The organism is Streptomyces sp. NPDC086023 (genome assembly GCF_044540325.1).
Lineage (GTDB): Bacteria > Actinomycetota > Actinomycetes > Streptomycetales > Streptomycetaceae > Streptomyces.
The window spans coordinates 51,882-75,601 of the sequence record NZ_JBITRX010000009.1 but is presented as its reverse complement, the minus strand read 5'-3'; the positions used below and the strand labels follow the sequence as shown (position 1 = coordinate 75,601).

14 protein-coding genes are annotated in these 23,720 nt (G+C 73.6%); 9 read left to right on the top strand and 5 right to left on the bottom strand.

The window, feature by feature from the left end:
* Positions 1-59: 59 nt before the first annotated feature.
* The gene (locus ACIF6F_RS19125; RefSeq protein WP_399947983.1) at positions 60-1,709 is read left to right on the top strand and encodes an FAD-dependent monooxygenase; all 1,650 of its coding nucleotides are present in this window, start codon (positions 60-62) and stop codon (positions 1,707-1,709) included.
* Between the two features lie 128 nt (positions 1,710-1,837).
* Here the strand turns inward: ACIF6F_RS19125 and ACIF6F_RS19120 are convergent, their stop codons facing one another.
* The gene (locus ACIF6F_RS19120; protein ID WP_399947981.1) at positions 1,838-3,283 is read right to left on the bottom strand and encodes a glyceraldehyde-3-phosphate dehydrogenase; all 1,446 of its coding nucleotides are present in this window, start codon (positions 3,281-3,283) and stop codon (positions 1,838-1,840) included.
* A 127-nt stretch (positions 3,284-3,410) separates the two neighbouring features.
* Positions 3,411-5,711, bottom strand: coding sequence for an MMPL family transporter (locus tag ACIF6F_RS19115; protein WP_399947979.1), 2,301 nt, complete (start codon positions 5,709-5,711; stop codon positions 3,411-3,413).
* 179 nt (positions 5,712-5,890) lie between these two features.
* Between ACIF6F_RS19115 and ACIF6F_RS19110 the strand changes: the two genes are divergently transcribed.
* Positions 5,891-7,753: a glycoside hydrolase family 15 protein gene (locus ACIF6F_RS19110; RefSeq protein WP_399947977.1), complete on the top strand. Its 1,863-nt coding sequence runs from the start codon at positions 5,891-5,893 to the stop codon at positions 7,751-7,753.
* 129 nt (positions 7,754-7,882) lie between these two features.
* Here the strand turns inward: ACIF6F_RS19110 and ACIF6F_RS19105 are convergent, their stop codons facing one another.
* On the bottom strand, positions 7,883-8,359 hold the full coding sequence (locus ACIF6F_RS19105) for a hypothetical protein (protein ID WP_399947975.1): 477 nt from the start codon (positions 8,357-8,359) through the stop codon (positions 7,883-7,885).
* Between the two features lie 389 nt (positions 8,360-8,748).
* Here ACIF6F_RS19105 and ACIF6F_RS19100 point away from each other — a divergent pair, with 389 nt between their 5' ends.
* Together ACIF6F_RS19100 and ACIF6F_RS19095 are read left to right on the top strand one after the other, a co-directional pair.
* Positions 8,749-10,395, top strand: a complete 1,647-nt coding sequence (locus ACIF6F_RS19100) for a carbohydrate binding domain-containing protein (protein ID WP_399948356.1) — start codon at positions 8,749-8,751, stop codon at positions 10,393-10,395.
* Positions 10,396-10,499: 104 nt separating this feature from the next.
* Positions 10,500-11,468 carry a serine hydrolase gene (locus ACIF6F_RS19095; protein ID WP_399947973.1) on the top strand — a complete coding sequence of 323 codons (969 nt, stop codon included), beginning with the start codon at positions 10,500-10,502 and terminating at the stop codon, positions 11,466-11,468.
* Between the two features lie 109 nt (positions 11,469-11,577).
* On the opposite strand, the gene ACIF6F_RS19090 is transcribed toward ACIF6F_RS19095, so the two are convergent.
* Positions 11,578-14,358, bottom strand: coding sequence for a hypothetical protein (locus ACIF6F_RS19090; protein ID WP_399947971.1), 2,781 nt, complete (start codon positions 14,356-14,358; stop codon positions 11,578-11,580).
* A gap of 222 nt (positions 14,359-14,580) precedes the next feature.
* A complete protein-coding gene (locus tag ACIF6F_RS19085) occupies positions 14,581-15,513 on the bottom strand; it encodes a GNAT family N-acetyltransferase (protein WP_399947969.1) in 933 nt (310 codons plus the stop codon).
* Between the two features lie 297 nt (positions 15,514-15,810).
* Here ACIF6F_RS19085 and ACIF6F_RS19080 point away from each other — a divergent pair, with 297 nt between their 5' ends.
* The 5 genes from ACIF6F_RS19080 to ACIF6F_RS19060 all read left to right on the top strand — a co-directional run bounded on the left by ACIF6F_RS19080 (position 15,811) and on the right by ACIF6F_RS19060 (position 23,666).
* Positions 15,811-17,892, top strand: a complete 2,082-nt coding sequence (locus ACIF6F_RS19080; protein WP_399947968.1) for a discoidin domain-containing protein — start codon at positions 15,811-15,813, stop codon at positions 17,890-17,892.
* A 104-nt stretch (positions 17,893-17,996) separates the two neighbouring features.
* Positions 17,997-18,590 (top strand): TetR/AcrR family transcriptional regulator, encoded by a 594-nt coding sequence (locus tag ACIF6F_RS19075; protein ID WP_399947966.1) that lies wholly within the window; start codon positions 17,997-17,999, stop codon positions 18,588-18,590.
* A 106-nt stretch (positions 18,591-18,696) separates the two neighbouring features.
* A complete protein-coding gene (locus ACIF6F_RS19070; RefSeq protein WP_399947964.1) occupies positions 18,697-18,897 on the top strand; it encodes a DUF5988 family protein in 201 nt (66 codons plus the stop codon).
* A gap of 72 nt (positions 18,898-18,969) precedes the next feature.
* Positions 18,970-20,982, top strand: coding sequence for a SpoIIE family protein phosphatase (locus ACIF6F_RS19065; RefSeq protein WP_399948354.1), 2,013 nt, complete (start codon positions 18,970-18,972; stop codon positions 20,980-20,982).
* Positions 20,979-23,666: a SpoIIE family protein phosphatase gene (locus ACIF6F_RS19060; RefSeq protein ID WP_399947962.1), complete on the top strand. Its 2,688-nt coding sequence runs from the start codon at positions 20,979-20,981 to the stop codon at positions 23,664-23,666. Before ACIF6F_RS19065 ends, ACIF6F_RS19060 begins: the two co-directional genes overlap by 4 nt.
* The last annotated feature ends 54 nt before the right edge of the window (positions 23,667-23,720 follow it).

Here is a 23,720-nt window from a genome sequence, read left to right as displayed (position 1 = left end):
GCCGGGGGATCCTGGGCGGGCAGTCCGTTCGCCGGGGGGCCTCACGGCAGGAGACGACCGTGCCACGCTCCGACAGTTTCGCCGAGCCGGACGTCCTGGTCGTCGGCGCGGGACCGGTGGGCCTGACCGCGGCGGTGGAGCTGCGCAGGCGCGGCGTGCGGTGCCGGCTGGTGGACCGGCTGCCCGCCCGGCTGATGTACGCCAAGGCGGTGGGCGTCCAGCCGCGCACCCTGGAGGTCTGGGACCGGATGGGCTGCGTGCGGGAGGTCCTGGAGGCCGCGGTGCGGCTGCGCGGCCATCTGGTGTACGTCAACGGCGAGGAGCGGGAGCGCGCCGCGCTGCGGCTGCCGCCCGAGGTGCCGTACGGCTTCGCGGCACTCCCCCAGTACGAGACCGAGCGGCTGCTGGAGGAGTACCTGGAGCGGCTGGGCGGCCGGATCGAGCGCGGCACCGAGCTGGTGTCGTTCCGGCAGGACGCCGACGGGGTGACCAGCGTGCTGGCGGGCGGGGGCGACGGCACCGAGGAGGTGCGCTCGCGGTTCCTGGTGGGCTGCGACGGGGCGCACTCCCTGGTCCGCAAGGGGCTGGGCCTGAGCTTCGAGGGCGGTGCCTTCCCGGAGGGGTTCATGCTCGGCGACGTCCGCGTGGACTGGGACCTGCCGGCCGGGTACGCCCTCCGTTCGCTGCACCGGGACGCGTCGGGGGCGGTGGACGACGTACTGGTCGCGGTGCCGCTGCCCGGCGGCCGGTACCGGCTGTCGATGATGGTGCCGCCCGCGCTGGCCGGGGAGGGGGACGCGGGCGGGGACGGGGTGGCGCACGGACTCCAGGGCGAGAGCGGCCGGCTGCCCGCCCTGGCGGACCTCCAGGCGGTGGTGGAACGGCTGTCGCCGCGCCCGGCCGCCCTCTCGGACCTGCGCTGGTCCTCGGTGTTCCGGATCAGCCACCGGATCGTGGACCGGTACGGGAGCGGCCGGGTGTTCGTGGCGGGCGACGCGGCGCACATCCACCCGCCCACGGGCGGGCAGGGCATGAACACCGGGATCCAGGACGCGTACAACCTGGCCTGGAAGCTCGCCCTGGCCGTCGGGGGCGACGCGCACCCGGGGCTGACGGCCAGCTACGACGCGGAGCGCCGGCCGGTCGGCGAGGAGGTGGTGGGCCGTACGGTCCGCAACGCGCGGCAGCAGGAGCAGGCGGCGCCGGACGATCCCGCGGCGGCGCTGCTGCGGGAGGCGCAGCTGCTGGTCGGCTACCGGGACGGGCCGCTCACCCTGCCTGCGGCGGACGGCGGGCCCGGCCCGCGCCCGGGCGACCGGGCCCCCGACTGCGCGGGGCTGACCACCGGGCCGGCGGCCTTCCCGCTGCGGCTGTACGACGTGCTGCGCGGCCGGGAGCACGTCCTGCTGGTGTACGCGGACGGGCCGGACGCCGGGGCGGCGCTGGACCGGTTCGCGGCGGAGACGGCGGCGCTGACGGACGGCCGGCTGGAGCTCTGCGGGGTGCTGGGCGCGGACGCGGGCCCGTACGGGGGTGACCGGCTGCCGGTGTACCGGGACGCGGAGGGAGCCTTCGCCCGGCTGTACGGCGCCGGCGGCCGGCCCACGGCGTTCGCGGTGCGGCCGGACGGCTACCTCGGGGCCCGTATCTCCCCGCCGGCACGGGGGCCGCTGGCGGAGTACCTGGCGGCGGTGTTCGCCGCGCGGTGACGGCGAGCGAGCCGGGCACCGACACCGGCCTTGTGGCGCCGTGGGCGAGCGAGCAGAAGGAAAGGGCCCCCACCCGGTTCGTGCCGGGTGGGGGCCCTTGTCCTGGGGGCGGGTCAGACCGTCGCGGGTCAGACCGCCGGAGCCGGGAAGGTCGGGTACTCGACCCCGGAGACGTGCTGGACGACCCGGATCACCTGGCACGAGTAGCCGAACTCGTTGTCGTACCAGAGGTAGAGGATCGCGTTGTCGCCGTCCACCTTGGTCGCGCCGGCGTCGATGATCGAGGCGTGGCGCGAGCCGACGAAGTCCATGGAGACGGCGTCGGGGGCGGTGGTGAAGTCGATCTGACGCTTGAGCGGGGAGTGCAGCGAGACGTCGCGGAGGTGGTCGAGGACCTCCTCGCGGGTGGTCTCGCGGCCCAGGCGCAGGCTCAGGATGGCGATCGAGACGTCCGGGACGGGGACGCGGATCGAGCTGCCCGTGATCGGGGCCTTGAGGTCCGGGAGGGCCTTGGCCACGGCGGAGGCGGCACCGGTCTCGGTGATGACCATGTTGAGCGGCGCGGAGCGGCCGCGGCGGTCGGCCTTGTGGTAGTTGTCCAGCAGGTTCTGGTCGTTCGTGAACGAGTGGACGGTCTCCACGTGACCGCGCAGCACGCCGTACTCGTCGTCCATGGCCTTCAGCGGCGGGACGATCGCGTTGGTGGTGCAGGAGGCGCAGGACAGGATGCGCTCATCCGGCTTGACGGTGTCGTGGTTGACGCCGTGGACGATGTTCGGGACGTCGCCCTTGCCGGGGGCCGTCAGGACGACCTTGTCGATGCCGGGGCGCAGGTGCTTGGAGAGGCCCTCGCGGTCGCGCCACTTGCCCGTGTTGTCGATGAGGATGGCGTCCTTGATGCCGTACGCCGTGTAGTCGACCTCGGAGGGGTCGTTGGCGTAGATCACCTTGATCGCGTTGCCGTTGGCGACGATCGTGCTGTTCGCCTCGTCGACGGTGATGGTGCCCTGGAACTGGCCGTGGATCGAGTCGCGGCGCAGCAGCGAGGCGCGCTTGACCAGGTCCTGGCTGCCGCCGCCGCGGACGACGATGGCGCGCAGGCGCAGGCCCTTGCCGGAGCCGGCCTTCTCGATGAGCAGGCGGGCGACCAGGCGGCCGATGCGGCCGAAGCCGTACAGGACGACGTCGCGGCCCTCGCCGCGCTCCAGCTTGTTCTCGCCCGTGGCGCCGGCGACGGCCTGGGCGGTGAACTCCTCGACCGAGAGGCCGCGGTCGTCCGCCTTGTAGTTGGCGGCGAGCATGCCGAGGTCGATCTGGGACGGGCCCAGGTCGAGCGCGGTGAGTGCCTGCAGGAACGGCATGGTCTCGGTGACCGAGAGCTCCTCGCCGTCGATCTGCCGGGCGAACCGGTGGGTCTTCAGGATGCTGACCACCGACTTGTTCACCAAGGAGCGGCTGTGGAGGAGGACGTTGACGTCCCGCTCGCGGTGCAGCTTCCCGATGATCGGGATCATCGATTCCGCGATCTCCTCGCGGTTCATCCAGTTGGTGAACGAGTCATCGTTGACAGTCACAGGCGTATCTTTCGAGCTAGGCAGCGCTCATATGCTAACCCCTCCGATATTTGATCGATCAGGGGGGTGGTGAGGTCTTTCTCACCCGCCCCGCAGGGCCCGGGCGCCCGGCCCGGACCCGCGGAGGTCAGCGCCCCGCGGACGGCGGACCGCCGGCCCGGACGGACGGCGCCTCGTCCTGTTCCAGGGCGTGCTCGCCCTCGGTGTCCAGGTGCGGCAGGATCCGGTCCAGCCACGCGGGGGTCCACCAGGCGTGCTTGCCGAGCAGGGTCATCACGGCGGGCACCAGCAGCAGCCGGACGACGGTGGCGTCGATCAGGACGCTGGCCGCCAGGCCGAGGCCGAGCATCTTGACGACGATGTTGTCCGAGACGATGAACGCCGCGAACACGCTCACCATGATCAGTGCGGCGCAGGTGATGACCCTGGCGGTGATCTCCAGGGCGTGGGCCACGCTGGCCTTGGGATCCCCGGTGCGCAGCCAGGCCTCGCGGACCCGGGAGAGCAGGAAGATCTCGTAGTCCATGCTCAGGCCGAAGACGATGGCGAACATCATCATCGGCACGTAGCTCTCGATGGGGACCTTGCCGGAGACCCCGAGGGCGGGTCCGCCCCAGCCCCACTGGAAGACCGCGACGACCACGCCGTACGAGGCGGCGATGGAGAGCACGTTGAGCACGGCGGCCTTGAGGGCGACCAGCAGGCCCCGGAAGACGATCAGGATGACCAGGAACGCCAGGCCCACCACGACCGCGATGATCAGCGGCAGCCGGCTGGAGACGATCTCCAGGAAGTCGACCTGGGCCGCCGTGGTCCCGGTCACGTACGTCTTGGCATCGGTGCCGGCGACCGCGCCCGGCAGCACGTCGTTCACCAGGTGCTCGGTGAGGTCGGTGGTCTTCTCGTCCTGCGGGGAGGCCACGGAGTAGGCGGTGCCGATGAGCACGTCGCCGTCCGTGGTGGGCCTCAGGGGGGTGATGGAGGCCGCGTCGGGCACGCCGGTCAGGGCCTGCTGGAGTGTGGTGCCCAGGGCGGCCCGGTCGTCGGCGGGCACGTTCGTCTGGTCGACGACCACGGTCAGGGGTCCGTTGGCGCCCGGCCCGAAGGCGGTGGAGATGAGGTCGTAGGCGCGCCGGTCGGTGAAGGACTTGGGGTCCGCGCCGTCGCCGATGTGGCCGAGCTGGATGAAGAGCAGGGGGAAGGCCAGGATCAGCAGCACCACCACACCGCTGACCAGGAACCACCAGGGCCGCCGCTCGACCTTCTGCGCGTAGTTGTGCCAGGTGCCGTGCGCGGGGGCGCCGGGTTCGGCGTCGGTCTCGGCGACCGGCTTGCGCACGTGCCACTTGTCGATCCGCCGGCCGACCAGGCCCAGCATGGCGGGGACCAGGGTGAGGGCGGCGATGACGGCGGTGACCACGGTGAAGGCCGCTGCCAGTCCGAGTTTGCCGATGAAGGTCACTCCGGAGACCCACAGGCCGGACAGCGCGATGATGACGGTGCAGCCGGAGACCAGGACGGCCCGGCCGCTGGTGGTGGTCGCCAGGCCCGCCGAGTCGGCGGGATCGTGCCCGTTCATCAGGTTCTGGCGGTGACGGGTGATCAGGAACAGGGCGTAGTCGATGCCCACGCCGAGTCCGATCATCGTGGCCAGGGTGGGCGACACGGTGCCGAAGGTGAACGCCGCGGCCATCAGGCCCAGCAGGGCCAGCCCGCAGATCGCGCCGATCAGGGCGGTCACCAGGGGCATCACGGCGCCGATGACGCTGCCGAAGCCGATCAGCAGCACCACGATCGCGACGGCGAAGCCGATCGCCTCGCTGGTCCGGTCGTCGGGCTCGGGCCGGGCCAGCTCGCCCAGCGGGCCCCCGTACTCGACCGTGACGCCGGCGTCGCGCAGCGGCTGGACGGCCGCGTCGACCTTCGGCAGGTAGTCGTCGCCGAGCGTCGACGGCGGCACGCTGAACCGGATGGTGATGTACGCGGTCTTGCCGTCGGTGGACAGCGGGCCGGTGTTGGGCACGCCGGCGGGGGTGGCGGGGGGCGTGGTGCCGGGCGGGGGCAGCGGGTTCTGGGCGGCGAGCACGTCCGGCAGCTTCTGCAGGTCGGCGACCACCGAGTTGACGGTGGCGGCGTCCTGGGTGAGCGGCTTCGCGGGGTCGTTGAGGACGATCTGGGCGCCGTACCCGCCCGCTGCGGGCTCGTGCTCCTGGAGCACGGTGAGGCCCTCCGCGGACTGGACGCCCGGGAGGGAGAAGTTGTCGGAGTACTCGCCGCCGAAGGCGCGGTCGAGCGCCTGGAGCCCGCCGACCGCGACGAGCCACGCGACGATGACGATGACGAAGTGCCGGGCACACCAGTGCCCGAGCCGGTAGAGGGCGCTCTTCCTGGGCGGCCGCTTCCCCTGGTCGACTGCTGCAGCGTTCATGGTGTCGCCGTCTCCGATGGGGGCGTCCCCGAGCCGCGCGGGCGGCGCCCCCACGGGGGCGTGACCCACGAGACCATGGTGCTCCGCGGGTCTCCGGTCGGCATCTCGGCGGCCGCCCGGTTACCCGTACGCACCCCGTCCGGCCTGCGGGTACGGCGGGTCTCCCTGATAGTGGTCCCATGGAGCGCTACCCGCTCATCGCGGACCACGGTCTGGTGGGGGACCTGCAGACCGCCGCCCTCGTCTCCGACGAGGGCGTGGTCGACTGGTTCGCGGCGCCCCGCTTCGACTCCCCCGGCATCTTCTCCGCCCTGCTGGACCACGACCGCGGCGGCCGGTTCAGCCTGTCCGTGGACTCGCCGGACGTGCGGACGAAGCAGCTGTACTACCCGGACACCGCCATCCTGGTCACGCGTTTCATGTCGCCCGACGGCGTGGGCGAACTGCTCGACTGGATGCCGCCGGACCGCACCGGGAGGGCGACGGACCGGCACAGCATCAAGCGCGTGGTGCGGTGCATGCGGGGGACGGTGCGGTTCACGCTGGAGTGCCGCCCCCGGTTCGACTTCGGGCGGGCGCGGCACGAGCTGGAGCTGGACGGCCGGACCGCGTCCTTCCGTGCGCCGGGCATGGCGGCGTTCCTCCAGTCGAACATCCCCCTGGAGCGCGACGGCGCGCACGACGTGCGGGGCAGCCTGACGCTCGGTGAGGGCGAGCAGGCGGGTGCCTCGTTCACGGTGTGCGGCCCGGACGAGGCCGCGCCGCCGCTGCCGGACCTGGAGGCGGTCGAGGCGGAGCTGTGGGAGACCGTCGACTTCTGGCAGAACTGGGTGCGCACCACGCGGTACCGGGGGCGCTGGCCGGACATGGTGCACCGGTCGGCCATCACGCTGAAGCTGCTGACCTACCTGCCGACGGGCGCCCCGATCGCCGCGGCGACGCTGGGTCTGCCCGAGCTGGTCGGCGGGGAACGGAACTGGGACTACCGCTACACCTGGATCCGGGACGGCTCCCTGTCCGTACGGGCCCTGCTGGACCTGGGTTTCGTGGAGGAGGCGGCCGCCTTCACGTCCTGGCTGACCGAGCGGGTCGGCGAGCGGGCGGGGCGGCCCACGGCCGGCACCCAGCCGCTGCAGATCATGTACCGGGTGGACGGCGACCCCTGGCTGCCCGAGGAGACGCTGGACCACTTCGAGGGGTACCGGGGCTCGTTCCCCGTGCGTGTGGGCAACGCGGCGGTGGACCAGGTGCAGCTCGACATCTACGGCGAGGCGCTGTACGCGCTGGCGCAGGGCCGGGGGCTGGACACCCAGCCGACGTACCGGGGCTGGCAGGCCGTGTCCTCGATGCTGGACTGGCTGGCGGGGGCCTGGGACAACCGCGACGAGGGCATCTGGGAGACGCGGGGCGGCCCGCAGGACTTCACGTACAGCCGGGTGATGTCCTGGGTGGCCTTCGACCGGGGGCTGCGGCTGGCCGAGGAGTTCGGGCGCCCGGCGGCGCGGGACACCTGGCGGGGCGAGCGCGACCGGATCTTCGAGCAGATCATGACCCGCGGGTGGAGCGAGCGGCGCGGCGCCCTCGTCCAGCACTTCGGCGGTGACGTGCTCGACGCGTCGCTGCTGCTGATCCCGCGGGTCGGGCTGCTCAACCCCACCGACCCGGCCTGGCTGAGCACCCTGGACGCCATCGACCGGGACCTGGTGAAGGACAACCTGGTGTACCGCTACGACCCGAGCGCGTCACCGGACGGACTGCGGGGCGCGGAGGGCACGTTCAGCCTGTGCACGTTCCTGTACGTGGACGCGCTGGCGCGGGCCGGGCGGGTGCGGCGGGCGCGCTTCTCCTTCGAGAAGATGCTGACGTACGCCAACCACGTGGGCCTGTTCTCGGAGGAGATCGGGCCGAGCGGCGAGCAACTGGGCAACTTCCCGCAGGCGTTCACCCACCTGTCGCTGATCATGGCGGCGAACACCCTGGACGACGCGCTGGACCGGATCGCCGAGCGTCCGGGCAACCCCGCACGGCCCGCGCCGCGGTGAGCCCCCGGGCTCGGTGGCTCCGCCCTGGTCGGGCCCTCCCCGACCAGGCGAGTCCGGCGGGCACGGTCGGGCCGCCCGCGCGGCGAGTCCGCCGGGGACGCCGGGCCCGGCCGGCCCGCTCGGGCGCGCTCAGGCCCAGCGCCGTGGCGGCCCGTGCTCGGCCCGCAGCGGCAGCGGGTGGCGGCCGGCGGCGAGGATCGTGACCCCGGGCCCGGCGTCCAGCAGGTTCTGCAGCCAGACCAGCGCGTCGGGCGTGAGGAACTCGCTGCCGTCCAGGGCCACCAGCACGTCCTGTTCGGCCAGCGGCGGGGTCCGCCAGGCGGTGCGCGGCCCCTGGCCGGCCGCGGCCGGGCCGCGGCCCGGGGCGGCGAGGGTCCTGGCCAGGTCCTCGGCACCGGTCGGCCGGACCAGGCACACGTGGACCACCCCGTCGAGGTGGTTCGAGCGCAGGCGTTCCGCCGCCTCGCGCACCATCAGGCCGGCCGCCGGCCGCGAGTGCCGGGTGACCGACACGACCCGGCCGCGCCGCACCGACACCAGCAGTCCCGCCAGTTCCGCGGCCTGCCCGGGCGGGCAGCCGCGTTCCCGTCCGCGGCCACAGGCCACGGCCACTCTTCCCCTCATCGGCACGCCCCCGCACACCCGTTCACCCGTGCTGAAGCAGGGCTGATTCCAGCCATGTCCGGATCAGTATGGGCGGCGCGCCGTCAGGGCGGAACACCCCGGACTCCGGCGCGGCGCCCGGCCATCCGGCGTTCACCGCTCCGCAAGACGACGGGAATTGGTCCAGACCTATTGACCGCCCCGGATACGGACGGTTAGGTTCCCGGGGACGGGTCACGGCCACTTCCCCCCTCAACTCCCGCCGCCCGCACGGCAGTACGGCCACGACCGGGCTGCCCCGCAGACGCACCCCGGCACCCCCTTCGCCCGTCTTCCGCGCACCTCCCTTCCCCTCTGGAGGCCCTCCCTTGCGTACCCGCATCCGCACCCGACTGGCCTGCGGCATCGGCGCCACCTTCTTCGGCGCGGCCGCCGTGCTGAGCGCCCCCGGCGCCGCCTTCGGCGCCAACGCCCTCGGCAACGGCGACTTCGAGACCGGCTCCCTGGGCCCCTGGTCGTGCAGCGGCGGCCTCGGCTCCGTCGTCACCTCCCCCGTCCACGGCGGGGGCAGGGCCCTGGCCGGCGCCGCGACCGCCTCCGACAACGCCAAGTGCGTCCAGACGGTCGCCGTCCGGCCCAACACCGCCTACACCCTGTCCGGCTGGGTCCGCGGCAGCTACGCGTACCTGGGCGTCACCGGCGGCGCCTCCACCTGGACCAGCTCGCCCGGCGCCTACGCCAAGCTGAGCGTCTCCTTCACCACCGGCGCCGCCCAGACCAGCGCCGAGGTGTACGTCAACGGCTGGTACGGGCAGGGCACCTACCACGCCGACGACATCGTCCTGGACGGCCCCGGCGGCACCGACACCACCCCGCCCACCGCGCCCGGCGGACTCGCCACCACCGGCCGGACCTCCTCCAGCGTCTCGCTGGCCTGGACCGCCGCCACCGACGACACCGGCGTCACCGGGTACGACGTCTACCAGGGCGGCACCCTGGCCGCGACCACCGCCGGCACCTCCGCCACCGTGACCGGACTGGCCGCGAACACCCCGTACACCTTCACCGTCCGCGCCCGGGACCTGGCGGGCAACTCCTCCCCGGCCTCCGGCCCGCTCACCGTCACCACCGACAGCGGCCCGACGCAGCCGGCCGGCTTCAAGCAGGCCGCGCCCTACCTCTACCTCGGCTGGGGCAACCCGCCGAGTGCGACCACGGTGATGAACGCGACCGGCGTGAAGTGGTTCACGATGGCCTTCATCCTCTCCTCCGGCGGCTGCAACCCCGCCTGGGACGGCCAGCGGCCGCTCACCGGCGGCGTCGACCAGAGCACGATCGCCGCGATCCGGGCGGCCGGCGGCGACATCGTGCCGTCCGTCGGCGGCTGGCAGGGCAACAAGCTCGGCCCGAACTGCGCCACGCCCGAGGCGCTGGCCGGCGCGTACCAGAAGGTGATCGACGCGTACGGGCTCAAGGCGATCGACGTGGACATCGAGAACACGGACGAGTTCGAGAACGCCGCGGTGCAGGACCGCATCCTCGGCGCCCTGAAGATCGTCAAGCAGAACAACCCCGGCCTGCGGACCATCCTCACCTTCGGCACGAGCACCACGGGCCCGACCTCGTGGGGCAACCGCCTGATCGAGCAGGCGAAGGCGCTCGACGCCGGCATCGACGTGTTCACGATCATGCCCTTCGACTTCGGCAACGCCTCCACCGACATGTACGCGAGCACGGTCGGCGCCACCGAGGGGCTGAAGACCAAGCTGCGGTCCGTGTTCGGCTGGGACGACGCCACCGCCTACGCCCACATCGGCATCTCCGGGATGAACGGTGTCAGCGACACCGGCGAGACCACCACGGTCCAGAACTGGACCGCGATCCGCGACTGGGCGAACTCCCACCACCTCGCCCGGCTGGCCTTCTGGTCGGTCAACCGGGACCGCGGCTGCCCCGGCGGCGGCCTCCAGGAGACCTGCTCGGGCATCGCGCAGAGCGACTGGCAGTTCACGTCGGTCACGGCAGGCTTCACCGGCTGAACATATTTTCATTTTTAGTGCAACCATCTGGGCCCCCGGCGCGTCGTGTCGAGCGGGTGCGCGGGGAGCGCGCCCGCTCGACCGAGGGGATGGGAAGCCACCACATGAACCACCGGATGTCCCTGCGCGCCCGCGGCCTGTCCGCGGGCCTGGCGGCCGGGATCCTCGTACCGCTCGTGGCGACCGCCACGCCCGCGGCCGCCGCCGGCCCGGCCGGCGCACCGCGCACCGCGCCGGCGGTCACCGCGGCCGCGGTGCCGCAGGTCGCCTGCACCTCCGCGAAGGCCGGGCTGGCCGCCAAGCTCCAGCGCGACATCACCGCCGCCCTGGCCAACCGCAAGGGCACCGTCGCGATCGGCGTGTACGACCGGACCACGAAGACCAGCTGCCGGCTGCGCTCCACCACGGGCTTCGACTCCGCCAGCGTCGTCAAGGTCACGGTCCTGGCCACCCTGCTCTGGGACGCGAAGAAGCAGAACCGCTACCTCACCCAGCGCGAGGTGGACCTCACCCGCGCCATGATCACCCAGTCGGACAACAACGCGACCACCGCGCTGTGGCGGCAGCTGGGCATGACCAAGATCAAGGGCTTCCTCGCGGCCGCGGACATGACCAGGACCGTGCCGGGCGCCGACGGCTACTGGGGCCTCACCCGGATCGACGTCGGCGACGAGCAGAAGCTCCTCTCGCTGCTGACCCGCAAGAACACCGTGCTCAGCGACAACGCCCGGGCCTACGCCCTGAAGCTGATGAACCAGGTGGTCGCCTCGCAGCGCTGGGGCACCCCGGCCGGCGCCCCGTCCACGGTGAAGGTGCACGTCAAGAACGGCTGGCTGCCGCGCGCCACGCACGGCTGGCGGGTGCACAGCATCGGTGCCTTCCAGGGCGGCGGGCACGACTACTACATGACGGTGCTCACCCAGGACAACGCGACCATGGACTACGGCGTGGCCACCATCCAGGCCGTCGCCCGCGTCGTCCACCGCGACCTCGTCCCCAGCACCACGTTCCTGCAGCGCTACGAGCCGACCACCCGCCCGGCGGAGGTCGTCCCGCCGCTGCCGGCCGGCTGACCGCGCCGGGGCCCGCGACCGGCGGCACCCCCCGAACGCACCGGGACACCGGCCCCCGCGGGGGCCGGTGTCCCTTTTCGTGCGCGCGATCGCGTGCGTGCGGGTCGCGCTACGAGGCGTCCCGGACCGTGCCGGTGACCTCGGGCCCCGGCTGCGGGATCCAGTCGGCGTCGTACGTGCGCAGCTGCGCCCGCAGGAACTCCTTCGGCTCGGTCAGCCGGTCCTTGACGGTCGGCACGGTGACCAGCGTGGAGAGCTTGCCGGCCGGGATGTGGACGTACAGGGCGGGCTCCTCGAAGGCCTGGGACATCGGACGGGCCGGGTCGGGCACGTGGCCCATCCACTCCTCCAGCCAGCGCCGGTCGACGTCGGCGGTGGAGAGCTCGGCCCCGCGGGTCACGGGCAGCAGGGCGAACTCGCCCATGATGTCGGCGTCGGCCTTCTCGGAGAGGGAGACGCGCCAGGCGAGGGCCTGGCCCTCGGTGACGTCGTCGTCGACCGCGGTGACCTTGATCTTCGGCATCGGGTCGTCGTTCTTGGCGGTTACGCCGCCGCGGTGGGCGCCGACCACGGCGCCGCGCACGGCCTTGACGAAGATGTCCTGGTTCGTGTCGCGGCCGAAGCGGGTGTTGCCGGTGACGGCGAAGGGCACGTCGATGTCGTTCCGGCCCGGGCGGACGGTGACCAGCTTCGAGGTGACCTTGTCTCCCTCGGTGTTGGGCACGAACAGCCGCACGCGGGCGGTGCCCTGGCCGGTGACGCTGACGGGCACGCGGTACGTCTTGGTGCCGGAGTCGCCCTCCTTGACCTCCAGGCGGCCGACGTCGACGCGGACCAGCTTCTCCGCCCGCACGGCCGGGGTGCCGGGGCGCCAGCCCCAGGCGTCCATCAGCCAGGCCTTCCCCGCGCGGCTGCGCGGGGTCAGCTCCAGGGTGGCGACCTTCGTGAGGTCGAGGCCCGCGCGGGTGGCGGCGGTCAGCGGTACGCGCAGCTCGCGCGCCCAGTAGGAGGCGGTGCGCTCGGTGCCGGGCAGCCCGTCGGCGCGGACCTGGCCGAGCTTCGCGCGGCGGCCGGAGGCGTCGGTGACGGACACGTCGACCAGGGTGCCGGTGGTGTTGGGCGGCACGATCAGGCGCAGCGCGAGGGACTCGGAGCCCTTGAGGGAGACCGGGGCGGCGGGGCGGAGCACGGCCGCGGTGCCGGGGGCGGTCCAACGGAGCGCGACCGCGTCGCGGCCGGGCTCGGGCGACGCCTCCCAGCCCGCGAAGTGCGGGGACTGGCCGCCGGACTCGCCGGGCAGGCACGTCTTGGCGGGGTCGTTGCTGACCTGCGCGCAGGTGCGGGCGCCGGTGCCGGAGACCTTCACGGTGGAGCCGGGCAGCACCGCGGTGGTGCGGTTGCCGCCGACGGCGTGGGTCAGGACGCGGGCCGGGTCGGCCGAGGGGGCGCGGCGGCCGGTGCCGTCGAGCAGCGGGCGCACCCGGTCGTCGCCGGCGACGAACAGGCGGGCCGCGGCGGCGATGTACGTGGCGCCCGCGGCCTGCTGCTGCGTGGCGGTCAGGCGGGTCTTCTTGCCGACGCCGCAGACCGGGTCGGGGTTGTCGCCGGGCCAGAAGTCGTCCTCGGAGGGCGCCTTGGACTGGCCCGGGGTCCACTCGGAGTTGAAGAAGTTGTGGTTCGCGCCGACCACGTAGACCGAGCTGTGCAGGGCGGCGCCGCGGCTGAGGCCGCGGGTGCCGTCCGCGTAGATCTGGCCCTGGAGGTCGGAGACGTCTCCGTCGCAGCCCGGCAGGATGGTCGCGGACGGCACGTCCGGCACCGGGTTGTGGCCGAAGATCGTGGGGCCGATCAGCACGTTGCCGCGGACCTTCCAGCGCACCGGCCCGCGGTAGCCGTCGCGGTCTGCGGGGGCGGTGTAGATGCTGTCGAGCGCAGCGCGGTTGACGCCCTCGCCGCCGCGGGAGTGGCCGACCAGCATGACCCGGTCGAGGTCGGCCGGCGCGACGTCGCGGACGGCCTTGGGGGCCTCGGAGCGCTTGGCGGCCCACTCGGCCCAGCGGGCCAGGTGCAGGCGCACCAGCGAGGAGCGGGCCTGGGCGCCGCCGTCCTCCGCGTTCCAGTCCTGGCCGTTGATGCCGTTCGCCGAGATGGAGAGGGTGGTGTAGCCCTGCGAGGCGAGGAGCTTCTGGGCGCCGAGGTAGCCGCGGTGGCTGGGCACCGGCTGGGTGCCCGGCTTGCAGGGCCAGTCGCCGGTCTGCTGGCCGCCGCCGTAGCAGGTGTAGTGGCGGCCGTGCAGGAAGAGCGCGAGCGGGCGGGTGCCGGGGGCGTTCACCGGGCCCACCACGACGGCGCGCATCTCGACGGGCGCGGCGAAGCCGGGCAGCTTCACGGACTTCAGGGCGTACTCGCCGGTGGCGGTGCGGTACGAGCCGGGCTTGCCGGGGTCGACCACGTTGGCCGGCAGGGCCGTGCCGGGCAGGCCTGCGGCCGGCGCGTCGTCCGGCGTACGGGTCTCGCGGGCGCCCGCGGCGTCCAGGCGGCGGCCGGCGGCGAGGACCCGCAGGTCCTGGCCGTCGCCGAGGCGGGCGCCGGCGAGCGGGAGGCTGAAGCTGCGCCCGTCGGGGCCCGGCGCGGGCACACCGAGGAGCCGGTCCCCCGCGTGGAACTCGACTCGGGCGTCGCCCATCGGCACGCGCCGGTCGGCGGTCCACACCAGCTGCCGGCCGGCCCCCGTGCCGGTGATCCGCCAGCCCTCGGGGAGGCTGCCGTCGGCCGCTCCCCCGCGGCCCTCGGAGGCGGCCGACGGCTGCGCGTACGCGAGCCCGGGCGTCGCCGCTGCCAGCGCGAGTACCGCCGCGGCGGCGGTCACCACGCGTGTGACACGTATCAAGGTGGTCATCCTCATCGTCGGTGTGCTCGGGGCGTCCCGGTGGTCCTCCGGAACCTCCCTCGCCCCCCGAGGACGGCAACTCGACGGCCGGGGTTGCCTCGTGGCGTCAGGTCTTTGCCAATTCCGCTCACCAGACGGTCACTTGTCCGCCATATCCAGACAAGACGGCTCATTTTCGCCGACATGTGGGGCGGGTGGGGGCCCCGGGGCGGGAGGTGACCCTCAGAGGTCCCGCACGAACTCCAGCCGGTCCGCGAAGTTCTCGTACCCGGCGGCCCGGAAGGCACGGGCCATCGCACCGTTGGCCGCGTCGCAGTCGCCGCGGATCTCCCTGGCGCCGTGCGCGGCCAGGACCCGGGTCCCGCGCACCACCGCGGCGGTGGCGTACCCCTTGCCCCGGTGGGCGGGCGCGACCCCGACGAACCCGATCACGGGCACGGACGGGTTCTCGGCGGGCAGGCTGAGGACGGCCGGGGTGCCGTCGGGCGCGTACCCGATCTCCCACCAGCCGGGCTCGTGCCGCAGCCCGGCGGTGTCGTCGAAGAGCCGCCGGGCCGCGCCGGCGAGCCCGTGCTCGGCCACGTCCGCGGCCAGGCGCGCGTCGGCGGTGTCGGCGAGCAGTTCCTCCAGTACGGCGAGGAACGGCCCGGAGCCGAGTTCGGCCAGCGAGCGGAAGGTCAGCCGGGGGTCGTCCGCGGGCAGCTCGGCCGGGACCGCCAGCCGGAAGCGCCGGCCGTCGCGCACGGGCGCGAAGCCGGCGGCGCGCAGCAGTCCGCCGCGGCGCTCGGGGTCCCGCTGGAACTGCGGGGCCTGCGCGGGCGAGTCCACGACGTGCTCCAGGTCGGCAGCACCGAGCTCCCGGGCGAGGCCGGCGGCCGCGTCCAACAGGGCGGTGCCGGTCTCCGGCTCGTCCTCGGGCGCCTCGAACAGGACGACGGCGAGCGGGACTTCCTCCCCGGGGAGGGTCCACAGGACCACGCTGCCGGCCGGGCGGCCGTCGGGGCCCTCCGCGACCAGGCACCACTCGGGCCGGGTGCACCCGGCGTCGAGGAGGCCGGCGAGGTACGCGCGGGTGGCCGCGTTCCGTTCGGGGTCGCCGGGGTGCTCGACCAGGGCGGGGAGTTCGTCGGGGCGTGCGGTGCGCAGGAGGGGCACGGAGGTCCTTTTGCGTCAGGGGGCGGGCCGGGCGGTGCCCCGCGAACCTAACCGGCCGCCGCCGCCCGGGCCAGGTGTTTTCGGACAATCCGCGGACACGCCCTCGCGGCGGACCGGTGGACCGCCGGGGTCCCGTAGGGCGGCCGCCTCGACTCCTGTTGGAGGAAATGACGATCCATCAGGTCAAGCGTCCCGGACCCTTGACTTGTTACTCGCGGGTCGGGATTCTCTCAGCACGATTTATCGGTACATGACAATCGGCCATTCCGGACACCCCACACCCTCTGAGGTCTCGCCATGACCCGAACCCCCTCCGGCAGGCGCCGCCGCCCCCTGGCGGTGCTCTCGCTGCTCCTCGCCGCGATGGCGATGGTGCTGGGCCCCGCGCCCGGCTCCGCCGCCGACCCCGGCTCCGCGGCCGACCCCGGCTGGTGGAACCCGACCGCCCGGCCCGCCCCCGACTCCCAGATCAACGTCACCGGTGAGCCCTTCAAGGGCACGAACGACAAGGGGGAGGTCCGCGGCTTCGTCGACGCACACGTCCACCTGATGTCGAACGAGGCCTTCGGCGGACGACTCATCTGCGGCAAGCCCTTCTCGGACGACGGCATCGCCGACGCCCTCAAGGACTGTCCCGAGCACTACCCCGACGGCACCCTCGCGGTGTTCGACTTCATCACCAAGGGCGGCGACGGCAAGCACGACCCCGACGGCTGGCCCACCTTCAAGGACTGGCCGGCCCACGACTCGCTGACCCACGAGCAGACGTACTACGCCTGGGTGGAGCGCGCCTGGCGCGGCGGCCAGCGCGTCCTCGTCAACGACCTGGTCACCAACGGCGTGATCTGCTCGGTGTACTTCTTCAAGGACCGCAGCTGCGACGAGATGACCTCGATCCGGCTCCAGGCCCGCAAGACGTACGACATGCAGGCCTACGTCGACAGGATGTACGGCGGCCCGGGCAAGGGCTGGTTCCGCATCGTCACCGACAGCGCCCAGGCGCGCGAGGTCATCGCGCAGGGCAAGCTCGCCGTCGTGCTCGGCGTGGAGACCTCGGAGCCCTTCGGCTGCAAGCAGATCCTCGACATCGCCCAGTGCGGCAGGGACGACATCGACCGCGGTCTGGACGAGCTGTACCAGCTGGGCGTGCGCAGCATGTTCCTCTGCCACAAGTTCGACAACGCCCTCTGCGGGGTCCGCTTCGACTCCGGTGCCCTCGGCACCGCGATCAACGTGGGCCAGTTCCTGTCCACCGGCACCTTCTGGAAGACCGAGAAGTGCGCCGGTCCCCAGCACGACAACCCGATCGGGCTCGGCGCGGCACCGGCGGCGGAGCAGAAGCTCCCCGAGGGCGTCGCGGTCCCCTCGTACGCGGCGGACGCCCAGTGCAACACCCGGGGCCTCACCGAGCTCGGCGAGTACGCCGTACGCGGGATGATGAAGCGCAAGATGATGCTCGAACTCGACCACATGAGCGTCAAGGCCGCGGGCCGCGCCTTCGACATCATGGAGTCCGAGTCGTACCCCGGCGCCATCTCCTCGCACAGCTGGATGGACAGCAGCTGGACCGAGCGCCTGTACAAGCTCGGCGGGTTCGCCGCCCAGTACATGAACGGCGCCGAGGGCTTCAGCGCCGAGGCGAAGGCCAAGGACGCGCTGCGCGACAAGTACGGCGTGGGCTACGGCTACGGCACCGACATGAACGGCGTCGGCGGCTGGCCCGGCCCGCGGGGCGCCGGCACCCCGAACCCGGTGAAGTACCCGTTCCGCAGCACCGACGGCGGATCCGTGATCGACAAGGTGACCACCGGGCAGCGCACCTGGGACCTCAACACCGACGGCGCCTCCCACTACGGCCTGGTCCCCGACTGGATCGAGGACGTCCGGCTCGTCGGCGGCCAGGACGTGGTGGACGACCTCTTCCGCGGGGCCGAGTCCTACCTCACCACCTGGGGCGCGTCGGAGAAGCACAAGGCGGGCGTCAACCTCGCCGCGGGCCGGCCCGCCGCGGCCTCCTCCACCGAGTGGTGGAACCCCTTCGTCAGCTACGCGCCCGGCCGGGCCCTCGACGGCGACACGGGCACCCGGTGGGCCAGCGAGTGGAGCGACGGCCAGTGGTTCCAGGTCGACCTCGGCTCCACGGGCCTGGTCAAGCGGGTGACGCTCGACTGGGAGCGCGCGTACGGCAGGGCGTACCGCATCGAGCTGTCCACCGACGGTTCGAACTGGACCACGGTCTGGTCCACGTCCGAGGGTGACGGCGGCCTCGACACGGCGCGCTTCGCGGCCACTCCGGCCCGCTACCTGCGGGTGCAGGGGGTGCAGCGCGGCACTGGCTGGGGCTACTCCCTCTACGAGGTCGGGGCCTACAGCGCCTGACCCCGCGCCGGCACCGGACGGCACGGCAGAGCCCACGGCACGACAGCACTGAAGGAACCGCCGGCACGACACGGCACGGCACAGCACGGAAGCAAGGAGCCCAGATGACACGCCTGCCCTCGGCGGAGCGGCGACGCCAGCTGACCGAGGCGGCCATCCGCGCGATGACCCGGGACGGGGTCGCCAGGACCACGACCCGGTCCATCGCCGCCGAGGCGGGCGTGTCGCTGAGCGTCTTCCACTACTGCTTCGACTCCAAGCAGGCCCTGCTGGAAGCCGTCATCCAGACCATCACCGAGCACTCCGTCTCCCGCGTGCGGGAGGCGCTGCGGCCCCGGGCCACCCTCCAGGAGACCGTACGCGCCGGCTTCCAGGCGTACTGGGACCACGTGGCGGCCCACCCCGGCGAGCACATGCTCACCTACGAGCTCACGCAGTACGCCCTGCGCCAGCCGGGCTTCGAGGAGTTGGCCAGGCGCCAGCACGAGCTGTACCGCGACACCTTCGCCGAGCTGATCGAGCAGCTCCGGGGCGTGATGGGCTTCGAACTCCGGGTCCCCGTGCCCGCACTCGCCCGCTACCTCGCCGCCATGACCGACGGACTCACCCTGAACTACCTGGTCCTCGGGGACGCGGAGGCCGTGGCCGACCTGCTCGACATGATCACCTCCCACATCGCCGGCCTCGTACGGGTGTGACGGCGCCGGACGCGGTGACCGCGCCCTACGGCCTCGACGCACCGGACCGCGCCCGTCCGGTCCACTCCGGCATGCGCGGGGCGCCCCCTCCGGGAAGACTGGGGATATGACGAGCAAGGCATGGCTGGAAGGCGGGCCGGCGGACCTCTCCCAGCGGGTCGTCCCGGTGACCCCGCCCGGCCAGGAGCTGAAGATCCCGCACCGCGGCGGGTACGAGCACTTCAGGATCACGGTGCGCCACGAGGACACCCCGGAGGGCCGCCTGCCGGTGTACGAGTGGTGGGAACGCACCGAGCTCCCCGGATGACGGGCCACTGATTCCATCGGGCGACACCCTCCCGGCGGAGGGAGTGCACGGGTGACAGCCGAATCGGAGCCCATGGGGCTGCTCGACGTACTCGGCGTGGCGGCGGTGGTGCTCGACGCCGACGGCCGCATCGTGTTCTGGAGTCCGCAGGCGGACGAACTCTTCGGCTACACCGCCGCGGAGGCGCTCGGCCGGTACGCGGCCCAGGTGCTCGTCCACGAACGCCACCTGGACCAGGTCGTCCGGCTCTTCTCCGAGGTCATCAGCAGCGGCGACAGCTGGGCCGGCGCCTTCCCCATCCGGCACAAGGACGGCAGCACCCGCCTCGTGGAGTTCCGCAACATGCGGCTCACGGACGGGATGGGCGACGTGTACGCGCTCGGCATCGCCGCCGACCACGCCACCGTCCAGCGCGTCGAGACCGACCTCGCCCTGTCCGAGCGGCTCGTCTCCCAGTCCCCCATCGGCCTGGCCCTCATGGACACCGACCTGCGGTACGTGCTGGTCAACCCCGCGCTGGAACGCATCAACGGCATCCCGGCCGCCCAGCACACCGGCCGCCGGGTCCGCGACACGCTGCCCTTCCTCGACATCGACCGGGTCGAGCGGGCGCTGCGCGAGGTGCTGGAGACGGGCACGCCGCTGCTCGACCAGGAGGCCGTGGGCGCCCTCCCGGGCGACCCCGGCACCGAGCACGCCTGGTCGGTCTCGTTCTACCGGCTGGAGGGCGCGCAGGGCCGGGTCCTCGGCGTGGCCATCTCGGTGGTCGACGTCACCGAACGCCACCGGGCCTCGCGGGAGGCCGACCGGGCCCGCCGCCGGCTGGCCCTGATCGCCGACGCGTCGGCCAAGGTGGGCACGACCCTGGAGGTGCGCCGCACCGCCGACGAGCTGGCGGAGGTCACGGTTCCCGAGCTGGCCGACATCACCACCGTGGACGTGCTGGACTCCGTGCTGTCCCTGCGCCGTCTCGGCACCGCGGACAGCGGCCCCGAGCTGTTCCGGGCCCTCGCCGTGAAGGCCGCCTATCCCACGGAGGCGCTCAGGGCGCCCGACCGGACGGGCGAGCTCGCCATGTACGGCGCCGACCGCATCGTCACCCGCTGCGTGCACACCGCCCGGCCGGTCCTCGTGCCGCGGGCCGGACCCGGGGACCTCGCCAGGATCGCCCGCAACGCCGAGGCCGCCGAGCTGCTGGAGCGGGCGGGCGTGCACTCGTACCTGGCGGTGCCGCTGATCGCGCGTGGCGAGGTGCTGGGCACGCTGGGCCTGATCCGGGCCCGCAACCCGCTGCCCTTCGACGAGGACGACGTGGTGCTGGCCTCCGAGCTGGCCTCGCGGGCGGCCGTCAGCATCGACAACGCCCGCTGGTACCAGAGCGTGCGCAACTCCGCCGTCACCCTCCAGCGCAGCCTGCTGCCGGGCAGCCCGCCGCCCCCCGCCGGCCTGGAGATCGCCTCCCGCTACCGTCCCGCGTACGCCTCCAGCGAGGTCGGCGGGGACTGGTACGACGTGATCCGGCTGGCCGACGACAAGACCGCCCTGGTGGTCGGCGACGTCATGGGCAGCGGCATCGACGCGGCCGCCACGATGGGCCGGCTGCGCACGGCCACGTGCGCCTTCGCCGACCTGGACCTCGAACCCTCCCAGGTCCTGCACCACCTCGACCGGATCACCACGGGCCTGGAGCACTACATCGCCACCTGCCTGTACGCCGTGCACGACCCGCGCGACGCCACGTGCCGCATCGCCAACGCCGGGCACCTGCCGCCCGCCCTGGTCCCCGCCGACGGACCCGCCCGGCTGGTGGCCGTGCCCAGCGGCGCGCCCCTCGGCGTCGGCGGCGTGCCCTTCGAGACCGTCACCGTGCCCTTCTCCCCCGGGGACCTGCTGGTGCTGTACACGGACGGGCTCGTGGAGACCCGCCACGACGCCATCGACGAGCGGATGGACGCCCTCGTCGCCCTGCTGGACGGGGCGCAGGACCGGCCCCTGGAGGAGACCTGCGACCTGCTCCTCGACTCGCTGCGGCAGGCGGACGACCTCGACGACGTGGCCCTGCTGATCGCCCGGAGCCTGCCGTGACGCCCGGGCCCAAGCCGCGCAGCGTCGCCGGACAGGTCTTCGCCCTCCAGGCGCTGATCGTGGTGCTGCTGGTCGCCGTCGGCGCGCTGGCGCTCGTCCTCCAGGCCCGGTACGACAGCCAGCGCGACGCCCGCAACCGCACGCTCGCGGTGGCCGAGGCCTTCGCGCACGCGCCCGGGGTCGCCGCCGCGCTGCGGGCCCCCGATCCGACCGCCCTGCTCCAGCCGCGCGCGGAGGCCGTGCGCCGCGCCTCCGGCGTGGACTTCGTCGCCGTCATGAGCGTCGACGGGCTCCGCTACACCGACTCCAGCCCCGAGCTGATCGGGCAGCGCGCCGCCGACGTCGCCCGCGCCGCGGCCGGGGAGTCCTTCACCGAGGTCTTCACCGGGGAGCCCAGCGACGCGGTCCGGGCGGTGGTCCCGGTGCGGAACGCGCAGGGGGTGGTGGTCGGGCTGGTCGGCACGGGCATAGAGGTGCAGAACGTGGCGGACGTGGTGGAGGGCCAGCTGCCCCTGCTGCTGGGCGCCGCCGCGGGCGCGCTGGTCCTGGCCACCGCCGGCGCCGCGCTGGTCAGCCGGCGGCTGCTGCGGCAGACCCGGGGCCTGGGCCCCGTCGAGATGGCCCGGATGAGCGAGCACCACGAGGCGGTGCTGCACGCCGTGCGCGAGGGCGTGCTGATCATCGGGCCGGACCGGCGGCTGCTGCTGGCCAACGACGAGGCGCGCCGGCTGCTGGACCTGCCGCCGGACGCCGAGCAGAAGCACGTGGGCGAGCTGGGGCTGGCCCCCGGCACGGTGGAGCTGCTGGAGTCGGGGCGGGCGGCCACGGACGAGGTGCACCTGGCCGGGGACCGGCTGCTGGCCGTGAACGTCCGGCCCACCACGACGCAGGGCCGGGACTCAGGCTCGGTGATGACCCTGCGCGACACCACCGAGCTGGCGGCGCTCACCGGGCGGGCCGAGGTGGCCGGCGGGCGGCTCCAGCTGCTGTACGAGGCGGGCGTGGGGATCGGGACCACGCTGGACGTGGTGCGGACCTCCGAGGAGCTGTCCGAGGTGGCGGTGCCGCGGTTCGCGGAGTTCGTCACGGTCGAGCTGCTGGACCCGGTGCTGAACGGCGAAGAGCCCTCGGGCTCGTACAGCGAGATGCGCCGCACCGCGCTGCACGGCGTCCGCTCGGACCAGCCGCTGCAGCCCGTGGGCGACCTGATCAGGTTCGTCTCGCCGCGGACCCCGATGTCCCAGGCCCTGGACGGCGGGCACGCGGTGCTGGAGGCGGACCTCACGGCGGCGCACGGCTGGCGCGAGCACGACCCGAAGGGCGCCCAGGAGGCGCTGGAGTACGGCATCACCTCGCTGATCGCGGCCCCGCTCCAGGCCCGGGGCGTGGTGCTGGGGCTGGTGAACTTCTGGCGGACGGACGCGTCGGAGCCCTTCGGTCCTGAGGACCTGTCCTTCGCGGAGGAGCTGGCCGCGCGGGCCGCGGTGTCGATCGACAACGCGCGCCGCTACACGCGGGAGCACACGATGGCCGTGACGCTCCAGCGCAGCCTGCTGCCGAGGGTGCTGCCCGAGCAGAACGCCGTGGACGTGGCGTACCGCTACCTGCCGGCCCAGTCCGGGGTGGGCGGCGACTGGTTCGACGTGATCCCGCTGCCCGGCGCGCGGGTGGCGCTGGTCGTGGGCGACGTGGTGGGGCACGGGCTGCACGCGGCGGCCACCATGGGCCGGCTGCGGACGGCCGTGCACAACTTCTCCACCCTGGACCTGCCGCCCGACGAGTTGCTGGGGCACCTCGACGAGCTGGTCGCCAGGATCGACCAGGACGAGACCCGGGACGGCGTCAGCATCACGGGCGCGACCTGCCTGTACGCGGTCTACGACCCGTCGACCGGGCACTGCGTGATGGCCCGCGCCGGGCACCCGGGCCCCGCGGTGGTCGACCCGGACGGCGCGGTCGAGTTCCCGGAGGTGCCGCCGGGGCTGCCCCTGGGGCTGGGCGGCATGCCGTACGAGTCGGCCGCGATGACGCTGCCCGAGGCGAGCAGCCTGGTGCTGTTCACGGACGGGCTGCTGGAGGACCGCGAGCGGGACCTGGAGAGCGGGCTCGCCCTGTTGCGCGCCTCCCTGGCCCATCCCGGCCGCTCCCCCGAGCAGACCTGTGCGGACGTGCTGCACGCGCTGCTGCCGCCGGAGCCGACGGACGACATCGCCCTGCTGGTGGCGCGGACCCGGCGGCTGGAGGCGGAGCAGGTCGCGGAGTGGGCGGTGCCGTCCGACCCGGCGGCCGTGGGCACGGTGCGGAACGCGGGCGCGCGGCAGCTGGCCGAGTGGGGCCTGGAGGACGTCGCGTTCACCACCGAGCTGATCCTGAGCGAGCTGGTCACCAACGCCATCCGGTACGGCGGCGAGCCGATCCGGGTGCGGCTGCTGCGGGACCGCTCGCTGGTGTGCGAGGTGTCGGACAGCAGCAGCACCTCCCCGCACCTGCGGTACGCGGCCACGACGGACGAGGGCGGGCGCGGACTGTTCCTGGTCGCGCAGTTCGCGGAGCGCTGGGGTACGCGCTACACGCAGCGCGGCAAGGTGATCTGGGCGGAGCTGCCGCTGACCGGGCCGTCACCGGCCGACGGCGGGGCGGGCCCGGAACCGGACCTGGACGCCTTCGAGGGGCTGGCGTGGTGAGCGCCCCCGGGAGCGCCCCCCCGGGGGGCCTCGGGGATCGACCCCGAGAAACGG

What these genes read in the sequence shown, in the direction of transcription:
- ACIF6F_RS19080 (WP_399947968.1), top strand. Translation starts at nt 15,811, where the DNA reads ATGACCCGAACCCCCTCCGGCAGGCGCCGCCGCCCCCTGGCGGTGCTC.
- ACIF6F_RS19075 (WP_399947966.1), top strand. Translation starts at nt 17,997, where the DNA reads ATGACACGCCTGCCCTCGGCGGAGCGGCGACGCCAGCTGACCGAGGCG.
- ACIF6F_RS19110 (WP_399947977.1), top strand. Translation starts at nt 5,891, where the DNA reads ATGGAGCGCTACCCGCTCATCGCGGACCACGGTCTGGTGGGGGACCTG.
- ACIF6F_RS19070 (WP_399947964.1), top strand. Translation starts at nt 18,697, where the DNA reads ATGACGAGCAAGGCATGGCTGGAAGGCGGGCCGGCGGACCTCTCCCAG.
- ACIF6F_RS19115 (WP_399947979.1), bottom strand. Translation starts at nt 5,711, where the DNA reads ATGAACGCTGCAGCAGTCGACCAGGGGAAGCGGCCGCCCAGGAAGAGC.
- ACIF6F_RS19065 (WP_399948354.1), top strand. Translation starts at nt 18,970, where the DNA reads ATGGGGCTGCTCGACGTACTCGGCGTGGCGGCGGTGGTGCTCGACGCC.
- ACIF6F_RS19095 (WP_399947973.1), top strand. Translation starts at nt 10,500, where the DNA reads ATGAACCACCGGATGTCCCTGCGCGCCCGCGGCCTGTCCGCGGGCCTG.